The organism is Rhodococcus sp. NPDC058521 (assembly GCF_042719695.1).
Taxonomy (GTDB): domain Bacteria; phylum Actinomycetota; class Actinomycetes; order Mycobacteriales; family Mycobacteriaceae; genus Rhodococcus_F.
This window is the reverse complement of the sequence record NZ_JBHXNL010000009.1, coordinates 49,952-64,037: the sequence shown is the minus strand read 5'-3', so window position 1 is coordinate 64,037 and position 14,086 is coordinate 49,952. Positions and strand designations below refer to the sequence as shown.

The 14,086-nt window shown below is 64.8% G+C and carries 15 protein-coding genes, 1 tRNA gene and 1 pseudogene; 12 read left to right on the top strand and 5 right to left on the bottom strand.

Features of this window, described 5'->3' with window-relative positions; all coding sequences use genetic code 11:
• Positions 1–545 precede the first annotated feature (545 nt).
• Positions 546–725, top strand: coding sequence for a 4-oxalocrotonate tautomerase family protein (locus tag ACFWO3_RS15145; protein WP_378579014.1), 180 nt, complete (start codon positions 546–548; stop codon positions 723–725).
• A 4-nt stretch (positions 726–729) separates the two neighbouring features.
• On the opposite strand, the gene ACFWO3_RS15140 is transcribed toward ACFWO3_RS15145, so the two are convergent.
• A complete protein-coding gene (locus ACFWO3_RS15140; protein ID WP_378579013.1) occupies positions 730–1,233 on the bottom strand; it encodes a MarR family winged helix-turn-helix transcriptional regulator in 504 nt (167 codons plus the stop codon).
• Positions 1,234–1,329: 96 nt separating this feature from the next.
• Here ACFWO3_RS15140 and ACFWO3_RS15135 point away from each other — a divergent pair, with 96 nt between their 5' ends.
• Positions 1,330–2,109: a dioxygenase gene (locus ACFWO3_RS15135; RefSeq protein ID WP_378579010.1), complete on the top strand. Its 780-nt coding sequence runs from the start codon at positions 1,330–1,332 to the stop codon at positions 2,107–2,109.
• Between the two features lie 8 nt (positions 2,110–2,117).
• Here the strand turns inward: ACFWO3_RS15135 and ACFWO3_RS15130 are convergent, their stop codons facing one another.
• Positions 2,118–2,576, bottom strand: a complete 459-nt coding sequence (locus tag ACFWO3_RS15130; RefSeq protein WP_378579007.1) for a peroxiredoxin — start codon at positions 2,574–2,576, stop codon at positions 2,118–2,120.
• Between the two features lie 57 nt (positions 2,577–2,633).
• Here ACFWO3_RS15130 and ACFWO3_RS15125 point away from each other — a divergent pair, with 57 nt between their 5' ends.
• From ACFWO3_RS15125 to ACFWO3_RS15085, 9 genes are all read left to right on the top strand, one after another.
• Positions 2,634–4,220, top strand: a complete 1,587-nt coding sequence (locus tag ACFWO3_RS15125) for an anthranilate synthase component I (RefSeq protein ID WP_378579004.1) — start codon at positions 2,634–2,636, stop codon at positions 4,218–4,220.
• On the top strand, positions 4,217–4,837 hold the full coding sequence (locus ACFWO3_RS15120; protein WP_378579002.1) for a TIGR02234 family membrane protein: 621 nt from the start codon (positions 4,217–4,219) through the stop codon (positions 4,835–4,837). The genes ACFWO3_RS15125 and ACFWO3_RS15120 overlap by 4 nt, the downstream gene beginning before the upstream one ends.
• Positions 4,838–4,947: 110 nt before the next feature.
• Positions 4,948–5,757 (top strand): indole-3-glycerol phosphate synthase TrpC, encoded by an 810-nt coding sequence (gene trpC, locus ACFWO3_RS15115; protein WP_378579000.1) that lies wholly within the window; start codon positions 4,948–4,950, stop codon positions 5,755–5,757.
• A gap of 62 nt (positions 5,758–5,819) precedes the next feature.
• The gene (gene trpB / locus ACFWO3_RS15110) at positions 5,820–7,136 is read left to right on the top strand and encodes a tryptophan synthase subunit beta (protein ID WP_378578998.1); all 1,317 of its coding nucleotides are present in this window, start codon (positions 5,820–5,822) and stop codon (positions 7,134–7,136) included.
• The gene (trpA, locus tag ACFWO3_RS15105) at positions 7,133–7,936 is read left to right on the top strand and encodes a tryptophan synthase subunit alpha (protein WP_378578996.1); all 804 of its coding nucleotides are present in this window, start codon (positions 7,133–7,135) and stop codon (positions 7,934–7,936) included. Before trpB ends, trpA begins: the two co-directional genes overlap by 4 nt.
• 2 nt (positions 7,937–7,938) lie before the next feature.
• Complete coding sequence (gene lgt, locus ACFWO3_RS15100) at positions 7,939–8,985, top strand: prolipoprotein diacylglyceryl transferase (RefSeq protein ID WP_378579253.1); 1,047 nt, start codon at positions 7,939–7,941, stop codon at positions 8,983–8,985.
• Positions 8,985–9,791, top strand: coding sequence for an NINE protein (locus tag ACFWO3_RS15095; protein ID WP_378578994.1), 807 nt, complete (start codon positions 8,985–8,987; stop codon positions 9,789–9,791). The genes lgt and ACFWO3_RS15095 overlap by 1 nt, the downstream gene beginning before the upstream one ends.
• An 88-nt stretch (positions 9,792–9,879) precedes the next feature.
• Positions 9,880–11,298: a pyruvate kinase gene (gene pyk / locus ACFWO3_RS15090; protein WP_378578991.1), complete on the top strand. Its 1,419-nt coding sequence runs from the start codon at positions 9,880–9,882 to the stop codon at positions 11,296–11,298.
• Positions 11,299–12,177: an acyl-CoA thioesterase gene (locus ACFWO3_RS15085; RefSeq protein ID WP_378578947.1), complete on the top strand. Its 879-nt coding sequence runs from the start codon at positions 11,299–11,301 to the stop codon at positions 12,175–12,177.
• Between the two features lie 4 nt (positions 12,178–12,181).
• On the opposite strand, the gene ACFWO3_RS15080 is transcribed toward ACFWO3_RS15085, so the two are convergent.
• The 3 genes and pseudogenes from ACFWO3_RS15080 to ACFWO3_RS15070 all read right to left on the bottom strand — a co-directional run bounded on the left by ACFWO3_RS15080 (position 12,182) and on the right by ACFWO3_RS15070 (position 13,287).
• On the bottom strand, positions 12,182–12,685 hold the full coding sequence (locus tag ACFWO3_RS15080; protein WP_378578944.1) for an SRPBCC domain-containing protein: 504 nt from the start codon (positions 12,683–12,685) through the stop codon (positions 12,182–12,184).
• A gap of 88 nt (positions 12,686–12,773) precedes the next feature.
• Positions 12,774–13,150: pseudogene (locus ACFWO3_RS15075) on the bottom strand (nucleoside deaminase).
• A gap of 63 nt (positions 13,151–13,213) precedes the next feature.
• A tRNA-Leu gene (locus tag ACFWO3_RS15070) sits at positions 13,214–13,287 on the bottom strand.
• 109 nt (positions 13,288–13,396) lie between these two features.
• Here ACFWO3_RS15070 and ACFWO3_RS15065 point away from each other — a divergent pair.
• Positions 13,397–14,038 carry an ANTAR domain-containing response regulator gene (locus tag ACFWO3_RS15065; RefSeq protein WP_378578940.1) on the top strand — a complete coding sequence of 214 codons (642 nt, stop codon included), beginning with the start codon at positions 13,397–13,399 and terminating at the stop codon, positions 14,036–14,038.
• Positions 14,039–14,086 lie beyond the last annotated feature (48 nt).

The window sequence follows — 14,086 nt, the reverse complement described above, 5'->3', positions numbered from 1 at the left end:
GCCAGGTTTCCCGGGCCCATGATCAGTATCGCGCCGAGAACATGGAGGTTCTCGGCGGCGTCTGCCGGGTATGCGTCGGCGAGTGCATATCCGGCAGCGCACAGCAGAACCAGGATGTGGACCGTCGTGGCGGCGCCTCTCCGGCCCCATCGACTCCACGTTGCTCCCAATCCGACTGCCAAGAGCAGTGCGGTCAGAAGGAAGGCCCAGTTCATCCAACTGTGTTGCGGCGAACAGACATGACGTGGCGGGTCTCCGAACGCTCCGCAGGTGACGTTGCCTAGGTCGCTGATGTTGTTGTTGGCCCAGCTGTACGGACTCGACCACGCCGATCCGACGAGGAGTTGGATGCCGACGAACAGAATCGGCGCCGCCAAGAGGAGCGCACCACCGATGGGCACGAGAAGAGGTCTCGAGTTGGCCGTCCGCATAGCCGCATCGTTGCGGTTGTGGCCCTTCCGCGAATCGGCCGACAGGGGGACTCTGATGGTCTGTCAGGAGGACGCCACCGCGGATCCGGCAGTTGGGGTGACAGAGTATCGGTCATGCCGTTGATTCAGATCAGTCAGACTCCGGGGCTAACCAGTGAACAGAAGCGAGCCACCATCGAGGCGGTGACCGCCGCCTACGCAGAGGCCACCGGCAAGAATCCGTCCGCCGTCTGGGTCACGATCACGGAAGTACCCCGTGACAGTTGGGGAGTGGGCGGCACGCCACTCGGGTGACTTCTCAGGCCTTCCCGGTGCCGCCGGCGATCGCCTTGTCGAGTTGGTCGAGCATGGCGCCGGCGAGGTGGGAGAGCTGACCGACCTGTTTCGGGTCGAGCCCGTCGAAGATCATGGTCCGAACGGACTCGACGTGTGCCGGTGCGGCAGCGACGATGGTGTCCATCCCACTGTCGGTGAGGACTGCGTCCGACCCGCGCCCGGCCGCGGCCTTCTCGCGGCGTACCAAACCGCTGCGCTCCATCTTGGTCACCACGTGCGAGAGGCGCGACAGCGAGGCGTTCGCACGTTGGGCGAGTGTAGACAGTCGGAGTCGCCGTTCGGGGGTCTCGGACAGTGCGGCAAGCACGAAGTATTCGAAGTGCGTGAGCTGCGAATCGCGTTGCAGTTGGGTGTCCAGTGCAGCGGGTAGTCGGGTGACCAGGGAGACGAGTGACAGCCACGCCTCCTGCTGGCGGGAGTCGAGCCACCGCGGTTCGGACGGTGTGGCTTCTCTGCGCTCACTCATCGTGTCGTCCCTTCGATCGTGGGGAACATTTACCTGATCCGTCGCGTTGACTCTATCGCTAGTTGAAGCTTCAACTCCAATTCGAAGGAGGGCGTGATGTCGTCGTCGATACCCACACTGTTTCTCAGCCACGGAGCACCCCCGCTGGTGGACGACGAGCAGTGGGTGTCCGAGCTGAAGGCGTGGTCGTCTGTGCTGCCGCGTCCGAAGGCGATTCTCGTGGTGTCGGCACATTGGGAATCTGCACCGTTGATCATCGGGTCCACGGTCCCGGGTACGCCACTGACCTACGACTTCGGAGGTTTCCCCGAGCGGTTCTACCGAACGGAATACGACTCGCCGGTCGCCCCCGACCTGGCACGAGAAGTGGCAGCGCTGATGCCGGACGACGAGGTGGTGGGTTCCGCGCCGCGCCGTCGCCTGGACCACGGCGCCTACGTTCCGCTCACCGTCATGTACCCGGAAGCGGATATTCCTGTCCTGCAGGTGTCGCTACCGACACTCGATCCCGAGCGGTTGCTGCGGTTGGGTCGGCGTCTGCGGACTCTTCGTGACTCGGGTGTGCTGATCATCGGATCCGGTTTCACCACCCACGGACTCCCGTTCCTCACCGACCCGTCGCCGCGTGCGACGCCGCCCGGGTGGTCGTCCGAATTCGACGAGTGGGCCGGTGAGCGTCTCGCCGCTGGTGACGTCGATTCGCTCATCGACTTCAGATCAGCCGCGCCGGGCATGCCCTATGCCCACCCGACCATCGAACACTTCGCGCCCCTGTTCGTCGCGCTGGGAGCTTCGAGCGATCCCGCACAGATTCCCGAGCAGGTGATCGACTGGTTCTGGATGGGGTTGTCCAAGCGGTCCCTCCAACTGTCCTGACGGCCAAGTCAGGGTCGGTTGCGCAGAAACTCGAGAGCTCGATCCGCGTGGGCGTTCGCGCTGAACTCGGACGAGATCACGTCGAGCACTGTGCGGTCCGTATCGATGACGAAGGTTGATCGTTTGACGGGAGCAATCTTGCCGAGGAGGCCACGCTTCACCCCGAACTGCTGGGCCACCGCGCCGTCCGGGTCGGACAGCAGTGGGTAGTCGAATCCCTTTGCCGTGGCGAAGACGGACTGCTTGTCCACCGCATCGTTGCTGATGCCTGCGCGGCCCGCTCCGACTGCGGCGAACTCTCCCGCGAGGTCGCGGAAATGGCACGCTTCGGCCGTGCACACCGGGGACGAGGCCGCCGGGTAGAAGAAGAGAACCAAGGGCCCCGTCGACACGAGATCGGACAGCGTGCGAGACATTCCGTCCTGGTCCTCGAGTGTGAAATTCGGTGCCTGTAGACCTGGTTTCATGCCCGCGACGGTACCGGGCGCGTCGCGGCCGCGGGTGAGCCTGGGATGATGGTGGGCATGCACGGCGAGCCCACAACAATTCCCGCGACGACCTCCCACGTGTCCGCCAACGGTTCCGGTGCCGATTCGACGACCTCCCGCGAGCAGTTCCGGCTCCTCGCCGCCGAACACCGCGTGGTCCCCGTCACACGAAAGGTGTTGGCGGATGCGGAGACCCCACTGTCGGCGTACGCGAAGCTGGCGGCCAACCGTCCCGGCACATTTCTGCTCGAGTCGGCCGAGAACGGCCGGTCCTGGTCGCGTTGGTCGTTCATCGGCGTGGTCAGCCCGGCGGCTCTGACCGTCCGCGACGGCGAGGCGGCCTGGTACGGGAACGTGCCCGCCGGAGCTCCCGCCGGCGGTGACCCGGTCGCAGCGCTGGGGCAGACATTGGAGTTGCTGCGGTCGGAACGGCTGCCGGACCTGCCTCCGCTCACCGGCGGCATGGTCGGTTTCCTCGGCTACGACGCGGTACGCAGGCTCGAACGGTTGGGTGATCACGCCGAGGACGACCTCGAGATTCCCGAGATGGTGATGCTGCTCGCCACCGATCTCGCAGCGGTCGATCACCACGAGGGTGCGATCACCCTCATCGCCAACGCCGTGAACTGGGACGGCTCCGACGAACGGGTCGACGAGGCATACGACGACGCCGTCGCCCGTCTGGACACGATGACCGCGGCGCTCGGGTCGCCCGCGGCGTCGACGGTGTCGACATTCTCGAAGTCGGCCCCCGATTACCGACGGCAACGTACCTCGGAGGGCTATTGCCGGGACGTGCGCAAACTGGTCGGGGACATCGAAGCGGGCGAAGCGTTCCAGGTCGTGCTGTCACAACGATTCGAGATCGACTGCGACGCCGACCCGATGGATGTCTACCGGATGCTGCGGGCGTCCAACCCCAGCCCGTACATGTACCTCGTGCACGTACCGGGAGAGAACGACGAGACGTCCTTCTCGATCGTGGGGTCGAGTCCGGAATCCCTCGTGAAGGTCAACGAAGGTGTCGCGACCACACATCCGATCGCCGGCACGCGCTGGCGCGGATCCAGCGAAGAGGAGGACGTCCTTCTCGAGAAGGATCTGCTGGCGGACGAGAAGGAGAACGCCGAGCATCTGATGCTGGTCGACCTCGGGCGAAACGATCTGGGGCGAGTGTGCGTGCCCGGAACTGTCAAGGTGCACGACTACCGGCACATCGAGCGGTACAGCCACGTGATGCACCTCGTCTCCACCGTCACGGGCAATCTCGCGGACGGCAAACACGCGCTGGACGCGGTCACGGCGTGTTTCCCGGCCGGCACCCTGTCCGGCGCACCCAAGGTGCGGGCGATGCAGCTCATCGAGGAACTCGAGCCGACCCGCCGGGGCGTGTACGGGGGAATCGTCGGCTACCTCGACTTCGCGGGCGACGCGGACACTGCCATCGCGATCCGTACCGCTGTCATCAAGGACGGGATCGGATACGTCCAGGCCGGAGCCGGCGTGGTCGCCGACTCCGTACCGGAGGCGGAGGACACGGAAGCGAAGAACAAGGCGATGGCCGTCCTGGCCGCCATAGCTGCGGCGGGCACGGTGCGCACGTGGAAGGGCGGCACACCATGAGCGGGACGAGGCGCAGTTCCGTGATCGCCGTCGCCTGCCTGGCGCTCGCAGCGCTCGCGTTGTGGGCGTCGTCCCGGATGGTGTGGGTGTCCTTCGTGTCCTCTGACGGTCTCGGTGAGGACCGCACCGTGGACCTCGACGGCGGCACCTGGGCGGCTGCCCTGACGCCCCTCGCGCTGACCCTGGTCGCGGCCATCGCCGCGTCCTTCGCCGTCAAGGGGTGGGTGCTGCGGGTGCTGGGCGTGTTGGTTGCGCTCGTCGGTGTCGCGGCGGCCGTCCCTGTCGTGCAGCTGATCGTTTCCGGCGCTTCGGACGAGCGCAGTGCCCAGCTGGCCGAGCTGCCCGGCCGCGCCGACGTCCGCGACGTGCACGCTTCGTTCGGTCCCGCGGCACTCACGGCGATCGGTGTAGTCGCGGCACTGGTCGCGGCTGTCACATTGCTGCGCAGACCGCGGGAGGACGCAGGACTGTCCGCCAAGTACGACGCACCGGCCGCCAGGCGCGCAGCGGCACAGCGCGGTAACGAGTCTGGTGACGAACCGCAGTCGCAACGGGTGATGTGGGATGCGCTCGACGCGGGGGACGACCCGACCGACAATCCGGACACGCGGACGTAGGACGTAGACCACACCCGGCCGAAGGCCCGGCACCGACGCCCACTAGTCTGTACAAGTCCTCGATGATGTTCCTCACATCGGGTTTCTGCCCAGAAAGGACTCGGGCCACGATGACCGTTCTCGACTCGATTCTCGACGGGGTGCGCGCAGACGTCGCCGCCCGCGAAGCGACGCTCGACTTCGCTGCGGTGAAGGCTGCTGCTGCCGCCGCACCGCCCGCGCTCGATGCTGCTGCAGCGCTTCTCGAACCGGGAATCGGTGTCGTCGCCGAGGTGAAGCGGGCAAGTCCGTCGAAGGGTCCGCTTGCGGAAATCGGCGACCCGGCCGCGCTCGCGGCCGCCTACGAGGCCGGGGGTGCGCGGGTCATCAGCGTGCTCACCGAGGAGCGGCGTTTCCGCGGTTCGCTCGCCGACCTGGACGCCGTCCGTCGTGCCGTGAACATTCCGATTCTGCGCAAGGATTTCATCGTCGGGCCCTACCAGATCCACGAGGCACGTGCCCACGGCGCGGACGTCATCCTGTTGATCGTTGCGGCGCTCGAGCAGGACGCTCTCGCCTCGTTGATCGACCGGACCGAATCCCTCGGAATGACCGCCCTGGTCGAGGTCCACACCGAGGTGGAAGCGAATCGGGCGCTCGAAGCAGGCGCGAAGGTAATCGGTGTCAACGCACGCAACCTCAAGACGCTCGAGGTCGACAAGGACACCTTCGGGGAAATCGCACCCGGATTGCCGACCGAAGTCATCAAGATCGCCGAGTCCGGCGTGCGCGGTACGGCAGATCTGCTGGCATACGCGGGAGCGGGCGCAGATGCGGTCCTGGTTGGTGAAGGGCTTGTGACCAGCGGGGATCCGCGCAAGGCTGTCGCCGATCTGGTCAATGCCGGTGCGCACCCGTCGTGCCCGAAGCCGTCGAGATAGTTGGTCGACCGCTCGGCTGACCCGAGCGGCGAGGGGGAGCAGTGTTGGGGCAGACTGGAGATGTGACTTCACGCAACGACGGCTCCGTTTCCGGCACGACGTACAAGGGTGGCGATCTCCCGAAGGCGAGTGTGGGGATCGTCGAGCGCACCACACACGATCCGGACAACGGTGGCCACTTCGGCGTCTACGGCGGTAGGCATGTGCCCGAAGCTCTCATGGCGGTGATCGAGGAGGTCACGGCCGCTTACGAGAAGGCGCGTTCGGACCGGTCGTTCCTCGGTGAACTCGACCGCCTGCAGCGTGACTACACGGGGCGTCCGTCCCCGATCTTCGAAGCCACCCGGATGGCGGAGTTCGCCGGTGGTGCGCGGCTGATTCTCAAGCGAGAGGACCTCAATCACACCGGGTCACACAAGATCAACAACGTGCTCGGGCAGGTGCTGCTCGCCAAGCAGATGGGCAAGACGCGAATCATCGCGGAGACCGGCGCCGGACAGCACGGTGTCGCCACCGCCACCGCCTGCGCATTGCTCGGCCTCGAATGCGTGATCTACATGGGCGCGGTCGACACCGAACGGCAGGCCCTCAACGTCGCGCGGATGAGGTTGCTCGGGTCCACCGTCATTCCTGTCGAATCCGGATCGCGCACCCTCAAGGACGCGATCAACGAGGCGCTGCGTGACTGGGTCACCAACGCCCACAACACCTATTACTGTTTCGGGACCGCTGCGGGACCGCACCCGTTCCCGACCATCGTGCGTGACTTCCAACGTGTCATCGGACTCGAAGCACGCGAGCAGGTCCAGGATCTGACAGGTCGGCTGCCCGATGCGGTCACCGCATGTGTCGGCGGCGGCTCCAATGCGATCGGAATCTTCCACGCGTTCCTCGACGATTCCTCGGTTCGGCTGGTGGGCTACGAGGCTGCGGGCGACGGCGTCGAAACCGGTCGGCATGCGGCCACCTTCGCGGCCGGCACTCCCGGCGCCTTCCAGGGTGCGTACTCGTACCTACTGCAGGACGAAGACGGACAGACGATCGAATCGCATTCGATCTCGGCAGGCCTCGACTACCCGGGAGTTGGGCCTGAGCACGCGCTGCTCAAGGACGTGGGTCGTGCGACGTACGAACCGGTCACCGATACCGAGGCGATGGATGCCCTTCGGTTGCTGTCCGAGCGTGAAGGCATCATTCCGGCAATCGAATCGGCACATGCCGTTGCCGGCGCTCTGCGGCTCGGTCGCGAACTCGGCGAAGGCGCGATCATCGTCGTGAGCCTGTCCGGTCGAGGAGACAAGGACATGGACACGGCCGCGAAGTGGTTCGGGCTGTTCGACGACTCCAACACCACCGACAAGGAAGGTTCGGCCAAGTGAGCGAACGACTCTCGCGCCTCGCCCCGACGTTCGCACAGTGCCGTGAAGAGAAGCGGGCCGCACTCGTCGGTTATCTGCCCGCCGGTTACCCGACCGTAGCGGATTCGATCGACACGTTCGGCGCCATGGTGGATGCGGGCTGCGACATCGTGGAGGTCGGAATCGCCTATTCCGATCCCGTGATGGACGGACCCACGATCCAGAAGGCAGCAGACACCGCCTTGAACAACGGAGTGCGCGTTCGTGACGTGTTCACCGTCATCGAGCAGATCGCCTCGCGAGGTGGCAATGCCGTGGTGATGACGTACTGGAACCCCGTGCTGCAGTACGGGGTGGACCGGTTCGCCCGGGACATGGCAAATGCCGGCGGTCTCGGACTGATCACACCGAACCTCATCCCCGAGGAAGCCGGTGAGTGGATGACGGCATCCGAGGACCACCATCTCGACCGGATCTTCCTCGTCGCGCCGTCGTCGACCGAGGAGCGACTCGCGATGACACTCGAGGCGAGCAGTGGCTTCGTGTACGCGGCGTCGACGATGGGTGTGACGGGTGCCCGTGACGCGGTGTCCTCGATGGCGCCGGATCTCACGGCCAGAATCAGGACTCATTCGGATATCCCGGTGGGCGTTGGGCTCGGCGTTCGGTCGGGTGCGCAGGCAGCGGAGATCGCGTCCTACGCCGACGCGGTCATCGTCGGTTCCGCGCTGGTCACTGCGGCGGAAGAGGGCTTGGACGCGGTTCGAACGCTCACGTCCGAACTCGCCGAAGGTGTTCGCTCGGCTACCGTGGCGTCGTGACCATGGACGTTCTGGCCTATATCCCCAGCCCGCCGCAGGGCGTGTGGTATCTGGGACCGGTAGCGCTCCGCGCGTACGCCCTGTTCATCATCGCCGGAATCATCGTGGCGATCGTGTGGGGTGACAGGCGATGGGTGGCGCGCGGCGGCCAGAAGGGCACGGTCCTCGACATCGCCGTGTGGGCCGTCCCGTTCGGGTTGATCGGCGGCCGTCTGTATCACGTCATGACGGATTGGCCCACGTACTTCGGTGAGGGCCGCCAGCCTCTCGATGCTCTCAAGGTGTGGGAGGGCGGCCTCGGGATCTGGGGTGCTGTGGCATTGGGCGCCGTAGGCGCTTGGATCGGCTGCCGTAGGCGCGGCATCCCGCTGCCCGCATTGGGCGATGCCATCGCACCGGGAATCCTTGCTGCTCAAGCCATCGGTCGTATCGGCAACTACTTCAACCAGGAGTTGTACGGGCGTGAGACGGATGTGCCGTGGGGACTCGAGATCTTCGAGCGCACCAACGATGCGGGCCAGGTCGACCCGGCACTGATCGATGGGGTGTCAAATGGCACCGTCGCTTTCGTCGTACATCCCACCTTCCTCTACGAGGCGGTATGGAACGTCCTCGTGGTGCTCCTTCTCGTCGCAGTCGATCGGCGATTCGAAATCGGCCACGGACGCCTGTTCGCTCTGTACGTCGCCGGTTATTGCGCGGGTCGATTCGTCGTGGAACTGATGCGCAGCGATCACGCAAGCACGATCGCCGGAATCCGCGTCAACTCGTTCACCTCTGCGCTCGTCTTTCTCTGCGCGGTCGCGTACGTGATCTTCGCGACCAGGGGACGAGAAACCCCGGCCGAATTGCAGCCGAAGGAGAAGTACCGCACGGACGGCGCCGCGGACAACGAAGGTGGCGACGAGAAGAAGTCGGCAGTGACAGAGAAGCCTGAGGACGAGACCGTGAACGTCTCGGGTGATGCCGATACCGCGCAGGGAAAGAACGCGGGGAGCTCGGTGAAAGCGCCGTCAACGAAAATTCACGATGAGAAGGATGAGCCCTGATGACCGAGCCCCAGAACCCGTCGGACGGATCGGACAAGAAGCCCGAATCCGGTCACTCTGCAGGACAGGGCGACTCGGGTACTTCGGTACCGGGCGACAGTTCGACAGAAGCGCACCGCCCCGACTTCGGTTCGCCGTTCGATTACGACGCGACAGCCGAGGCATCCCTGTCGCAGACTCCGGGTGCATCCGACTCGACTCCGACGGGCAGCGGTCCCGGCTGGGACACCTACTCGGGGGTCGGTAACGGTCCGGGCTGGGGAAACACCCCCACCTACCCGTCTCCCGAGGATGCGTATCCGTCACCGGGCGAGACCGAAGCCTCCGGAGGAGGACCCGTATACGGTGCCCCGGATCCCACGCTGGGACAGCAGTCCTTCGGGCAAGAGCAATACGGCCAGCAGCAGTACGGACAACAGCAGTACGGACAACAGCAGTACGGACAACAGCAGTACGGACAACCCGCACCGGGATTTCCACCGCCGGGCCAGTACCCCTACGGCCAGCCCGGTTACGCGCCGGCACTGGGCGGTTACGGGGATGCGATGGCTCCGTTCGGGCGTCACCCGCTGACCGGGGAACCGTATTCCGACAAGTCCAAGCTGACGGCCGGACTCCTCGAGCTGTTCCTGGGTGGCTTCGGTGCAGGTCGTTTCTATCTCAACCAGCCGGGTATCGCGGTCGGACAGATTGCGGCCACCTGGCTGACGTGTGGACTCGGCGCCATCTGGCCGCTCATCGACGCGATCTTGATGCTGACAGGAAGCGTGAAGGACAAGGACGGCCGCCCGCTTCGTGACAACTGACCCGTCTACTGACGGGTCGCTCGAGTGTGGCCGGGCGCGCCGTTCGGGCGAATGGAGATGACAGTCACGGGGGACTAGGCTCGTCCGCGTGAACCGACGGACGAAGATCGTATGCACTCTTGGACCTGCAACCGCCACCGGCGACCGCATTCGCGAACTCGTCGAGAGTGGAATGAACGTCGCCCGGCTCAACTTCTCGCACGGCGAGCACGCCGACCACGAAGAGAACTACCACCGGGTTCGCGACGCCTCGAATGACACCGGTCACGCGGTAGGCATCCTTGCCGATCTGCAGGGACCCAAGATTCGTCTCGGCCGGTTCGCAGAAGGCCGAACCACTTGGGCCAACGGTGAACTCGTGCGGATCACGGTCGACGAGTGCGAGGGCACTCACGACCGGGTGTCGACCACCTACAAGCAGTTGGCCCAGGACGCGAAGCCCGGTGACCGTCTCCTCGTCGACGACGGCAAGGTCGGGCTGGCCGTCGTGGAGGTCGATGGCAACGATGTCGTGTGCCGTGTCACCGAGGGCGGACCCGTCAGCAACAACAAGGGCGTGTCTCTTCCCGGTATGGACGTGTCGGTTCCGGCTCTGTCGGAGAAGGACATCGCCGATCTCGAGTTCGCCTTGAACCTGGGTGTCGACTTCATTGCGTTGTCTTTCGTGCGTTCGCCCGCGGACATCGAACTGGTCCACGAGGTGATGGAGAAGGTCGGACGCAAGATCCCGGTCATCGCGAAACTCGAGAAGCCGGAGGCCATCGACAACCTCGAGGCGATCGTGCTGGCATTCGACGCGGTGATGGTCGCCCGCGGGGATCTCGGTGTGGAGTTGCCGCTCGAGGAGGTTCCGCTCGTTCAGAAGCGTGCAATCCAGATCGCGCGTGAGAACGCGAAGCCGGTGATCGTGGCGACGCAAATGCTGGAGTCGATGATCGAAAACTCTCGGCCGACCAGGGCCGAGGCTTCCGACGTTGCGAACGCCGTCCTGGACGGTGCGGATGCCGTCATGCTTTCCGGCGAGACGTCGGTCGGCAAGTACGTCATGGAGACCGTTCGTACGATGGCACGGATCGTAGAGGCCGTGGAAGGGGACACGACAAGGGTCCCGCCGCTCACTCACGTGCCGCGGACCAAACGTGGCGTCATCTCGTACGCGGCGCGCGATATCGGCGAGCGCCTGGATGCGAAGGCTCTCGTTGCGTTCACCCAGTCGGGTGACACGGTGCGGCGCCTTGCTCGTCTGCACACTCCGCTCCCGCTCCTCGCATTCACCCCGCTGCCCGAGGTGCGCAGCCAGTTGTCCATGACCTGGGGCACCGAGACGTTCCTGGTCGACCCCGTGTCGAGTACCGACGCGATGGTGCGGCAGGTCGATCACGCTCTGTTGGGTCTCGGCCGTTACAACAAGGGTGACCTCGTCGTCATCGTTGCCGGGTCTCCGCCCGGCACCGTGGGTTCGACCAACCTGATTCACGTGCACCGCATCGGCGAAGAGGACCACTAGGTGAGCGACACTGCAGCGAAGACCGATCTCGAGACCCTGCTCGGCCTTCTGGATCTCGAGGAGACCGGCGAAGACGTATTCGTCGGACACCATCCGGCTCAGGTGGGTAGCAGGACCTTCGGTGGTCAACTCGTGTCACAAGGACTTGTCGCGGCGGGGCGAACCGTGGGTGCAGGGCGGCCGGTGCACGCGCTCAACGCTCACTTCATTCGCGGTGGCGACGTCAAGAAACCGATCGCGTACCGCGTCGACCGGCATCGGGACGGACGCGCTTTCGCCAACCGTCAGGTCACCGCGTTGCAGGACGGACAGGAATTGTTCGTGATGCTCGCGGCCTTCCAGGACTGGGGGAAGGGACTCGAGCACGCGGTCGAGGTCCCCGATGTGCCGTTCCCGGATACCCTGCCACCGATCGGTGATCACCTGCTCGGATACGAGGACCGCCTGCAAATGTTCGTCGATGCGCTCAAGCCGATCGACATGCGCTACGCCAACGATCCTGCGTGGATCCTGAAGGGCACGGGCGAGAAGCTCAACCACAATCGCGTGTGGATGAAGGCGGACGGTGATCTGCCGGACGACCCGCTGATGCACGTCGCTGCTCTGGCCTACTCCTCTGATACCACGGTCCTCGATTCGATCATCACCACGCACGGGTTGTCGTGGGGTCTCGACCGAATCGTGGCGGCGACGGTCAATCATTCCATCTGGTTCCACCGCCCGTTCAGGTACGACGAGTGGGCGCTGTATGCGACGGAATCGCCGGTTGCCGCGGGGTCACGCGGATTGGCGACGGGGCGATTCTTCTCGCTCGAGGGTCAGTTGCTCGCAACCGTGGTTCAAGAAGGGCTGATTCGGCACTTCCCGAAGCGGTCCTGATCGTTCAGGCGTTCTTGCGGTAGGACGACGCGAGTTCCTCGGCTCTGTCCCACGGAGACCAATCGATCGCTCTGCCCTCGAGTTGTGCGGCGACGACCTCGAGTCCGGCGTGCCAACCGGGGGCGTGCGCGTACGCGGACTCCTCCTCCTCGACGGTGTGGGTGAGGGTCAACCACGACCCGCCCTGCCCGTCCGGGACGATCTCCCAGTGGAGGGTCTCGGCGTCCCACAGGTACTCGAGAATGTGTCCGCGTCGGAACGTGATCATGGTTCCGGTGGAGGTGTGGTCGGGCGGCAGTCCGTATCGACGAACCTGTTCGGGAGTGACGTGGAAGGTCAGCTCGCTGCCGGGCTCGACATCGAAACGGACCTCGGCGGGGAACCACTCTTGCAGGTACTGCGGCTCCGTGATGACGGCCCACACTTTCTCGGGCGGGTGTGAGAGGGCCTGCTGGAAACGGAGGGCCACACGGCCGTCGTAGGTGAATGTGACGGTGCCGTTGTCCATTGCGGACCTCCGTGCTCGAGTCCCGAATGCGATTCCCCGCGTCGTGCACCAATGGTACTGGTTTCTGCGGTGGCGGCGCGGTGTGAATTCAGGGGCGGGTATGGGCTCTTCGGTGCAGCTCGCGGACCGAATCTACGAGTTCTTCCACCGGACCCTCCAATGGAATGTTCGGGGCGATGTCGTTGATCGGAAGAGGTCGAACGGGTGCGTCGGGGACGCCCCATTCCTTCAGCCAGTCCGACAACTGGGTGCACGATGCTCGGTATTGTTCGCTGCCCAGCGGGCCAATGCGAACTCGGGATGCTGTGTGTTGTCGCCTGCCGCAATGCGATTGCGATCCTCTGCCAATACTTTGCCCTCTGCGGAGGCGAGGACCGAACCGAACGGTTCGTCACCCGATTCCAGGGCGGCACGTGCAAGCTCCACGCATCGGTGCAAGTGCTTCATGTCGTTTGCAGTCGGCATGACTTCTCCCCAACGCGTTAGGTGGAGGATCATCGAAACCAGGTGATTTCCCGGTGTTTTGAGTGCCCTCGGTGAGACTCGAACTCACACTGTACGGGTTTTGAATCCGTTTCCTCTGCCAATTGGGATACGAGGGCGTCCAGCGGTGTCCTACTCTAGAAGATCGCTCCGGGCAGTCAACCACCGGTACCCTCTAAGCGTTCACCCCGGGCTTTCGGGGTGGTGGTATCGACGAGAGTGGTGGTCATGAGGGCTCCTGAGCCGCACGAGGGCGCACCGCGCCACCCGGACGAGGGCGCACCGCGCCCGAGAAGGGTCGTCGTGGCGGAGGACGAAGCGCTCATTCGTCTCGACCTGGTGGAAATGCTCCGCGAAGAAGGCTACGACGTCGTCGGGGAAGCCGGTGACGGCCAGGTTGCGGTCGATCTGGCGGTCGAATTGAAACCGGACTTCGTCATCATGGACGTGAAGATGCCTCGTCGTGACGGCATCGATGCGGCCTCGGAGATCGCGGCGAAGCGCATCGCGCCGGTGGTCATTCTCACTGCATTCAGTCAGCGCGAACTCGTCGAGCGTGCGCGCGACGCCGGCGCAATGGCCTATCTCGTGAAGCCGTTCTCGATCACGGATCTGATTCCGGCGGTCGAACTCGCCGCCAGTCGGTTCAAGGAGATCTCTGCACTCGAGAAGGAAGTGGCCGACCTGTCCGGTCGCCTCGAGGCCCGCAAGGTCATCGAACGGGCCAAGGGCGTGCTGATGAAATCTCAGAACTTGACGGAGCCGGAAGCGTTCCGGTGGATCCAGCGCGCCGCCATGGACCGCCGATCGAGCATGAAAGCGGTCGCCGACGTGGTCATCGAAACCCTGGGTGACTCCACTTCCGAGTGACGGTTGGTCGTTACCGAACCGCCGATGCGGAATCATGTGAGCACCGTG

What these genes read in the sequence shown, in the direction of transcription:
- ACFWO3_RS15145 (WP_378579014.1), top strand. Translation starts at nt 546, where the DNA reads ATGCCGTTGATTCAGATCAGTCAGACTCCGGGGCTAACCAGTGAACAG.
- ACFWO3_RS15140 (WP_378579013.1), bottom strand. Translation starts at nt 1,233, where the DNA reads ATGAGTGAGCGCAGAGAAGCCACACCGTCCGAACCGCGGTGGCTCGAC.
- ACFWO3_RS15135 (WP_378579010.1), top strand. Translation starts at nt 1,330, where the DNA reads ATGTCGTCGTCGATACCCACACTGTTTCTCAGCCACGGAGCACCCCCG.
- ACFWO3_RS15130 (WP_378579007.1), bottom strand. Translation starts at nt 2,576, where the DNA reads ATGAAACCAGGTCTACAGGCACCGAATTTCACACTCGAGGACCAGGAC.
- ACFWO3_RS15125 (WP_378579004.1), top strand. Translation starts at nt 2,634, where the DNA reads ATGCACGGCGAGCCCACAACAATTCCCGCGACGACCTCCCACGTGTCC.
- ACFWO3_RS15120 (WP_378579002.1), top strand. Translation starts at nt 4,217, where the DNA reads ATGAGCGGGACGAGGCGCAGTTCCGTGATCGCCGTCGCCTGCCTGGCG.
- trpC (WP_378579000.1), top strand. Translation starts at nt 4,948, where the DNA reads ATGACCGTTCTCGACTCGATTCTCGACGGGGTGCGCGCAGACGTCGCC.
- lgt (WP_378579253.1), top strand. Translation starts at nt 7,939, where the DNA reads ATGGACGTTCTGGCCTATATCCCCAGCCCGCCGCAGGGCGTGTGGTAT.
- ACFWO3_RS15095 (WP_378578994.1), top strand. Translation starts at nt 8,985, where the DNA reads ATGACCGAGCCCCAGAACCCGTCGGACGGATCGGACAAGAAGCCCGAA.
- ACFWO3_RS15080 (WP_378578944.1), bottom strand. Translation starts at nt 12,685, where the DNA reads ATGGACAACGGCACCGTCACATTCACCTACGACGGCCGTGTGGCCCTC.
- ACFWO3_RS15065 (WP_378578940.1), top strand. Translation starts at nt 13,397, where the DNA reads ATGAGGGCTCCTGAGCCGCACGAGGGCGCACCGCGCCACCCGGACGAG.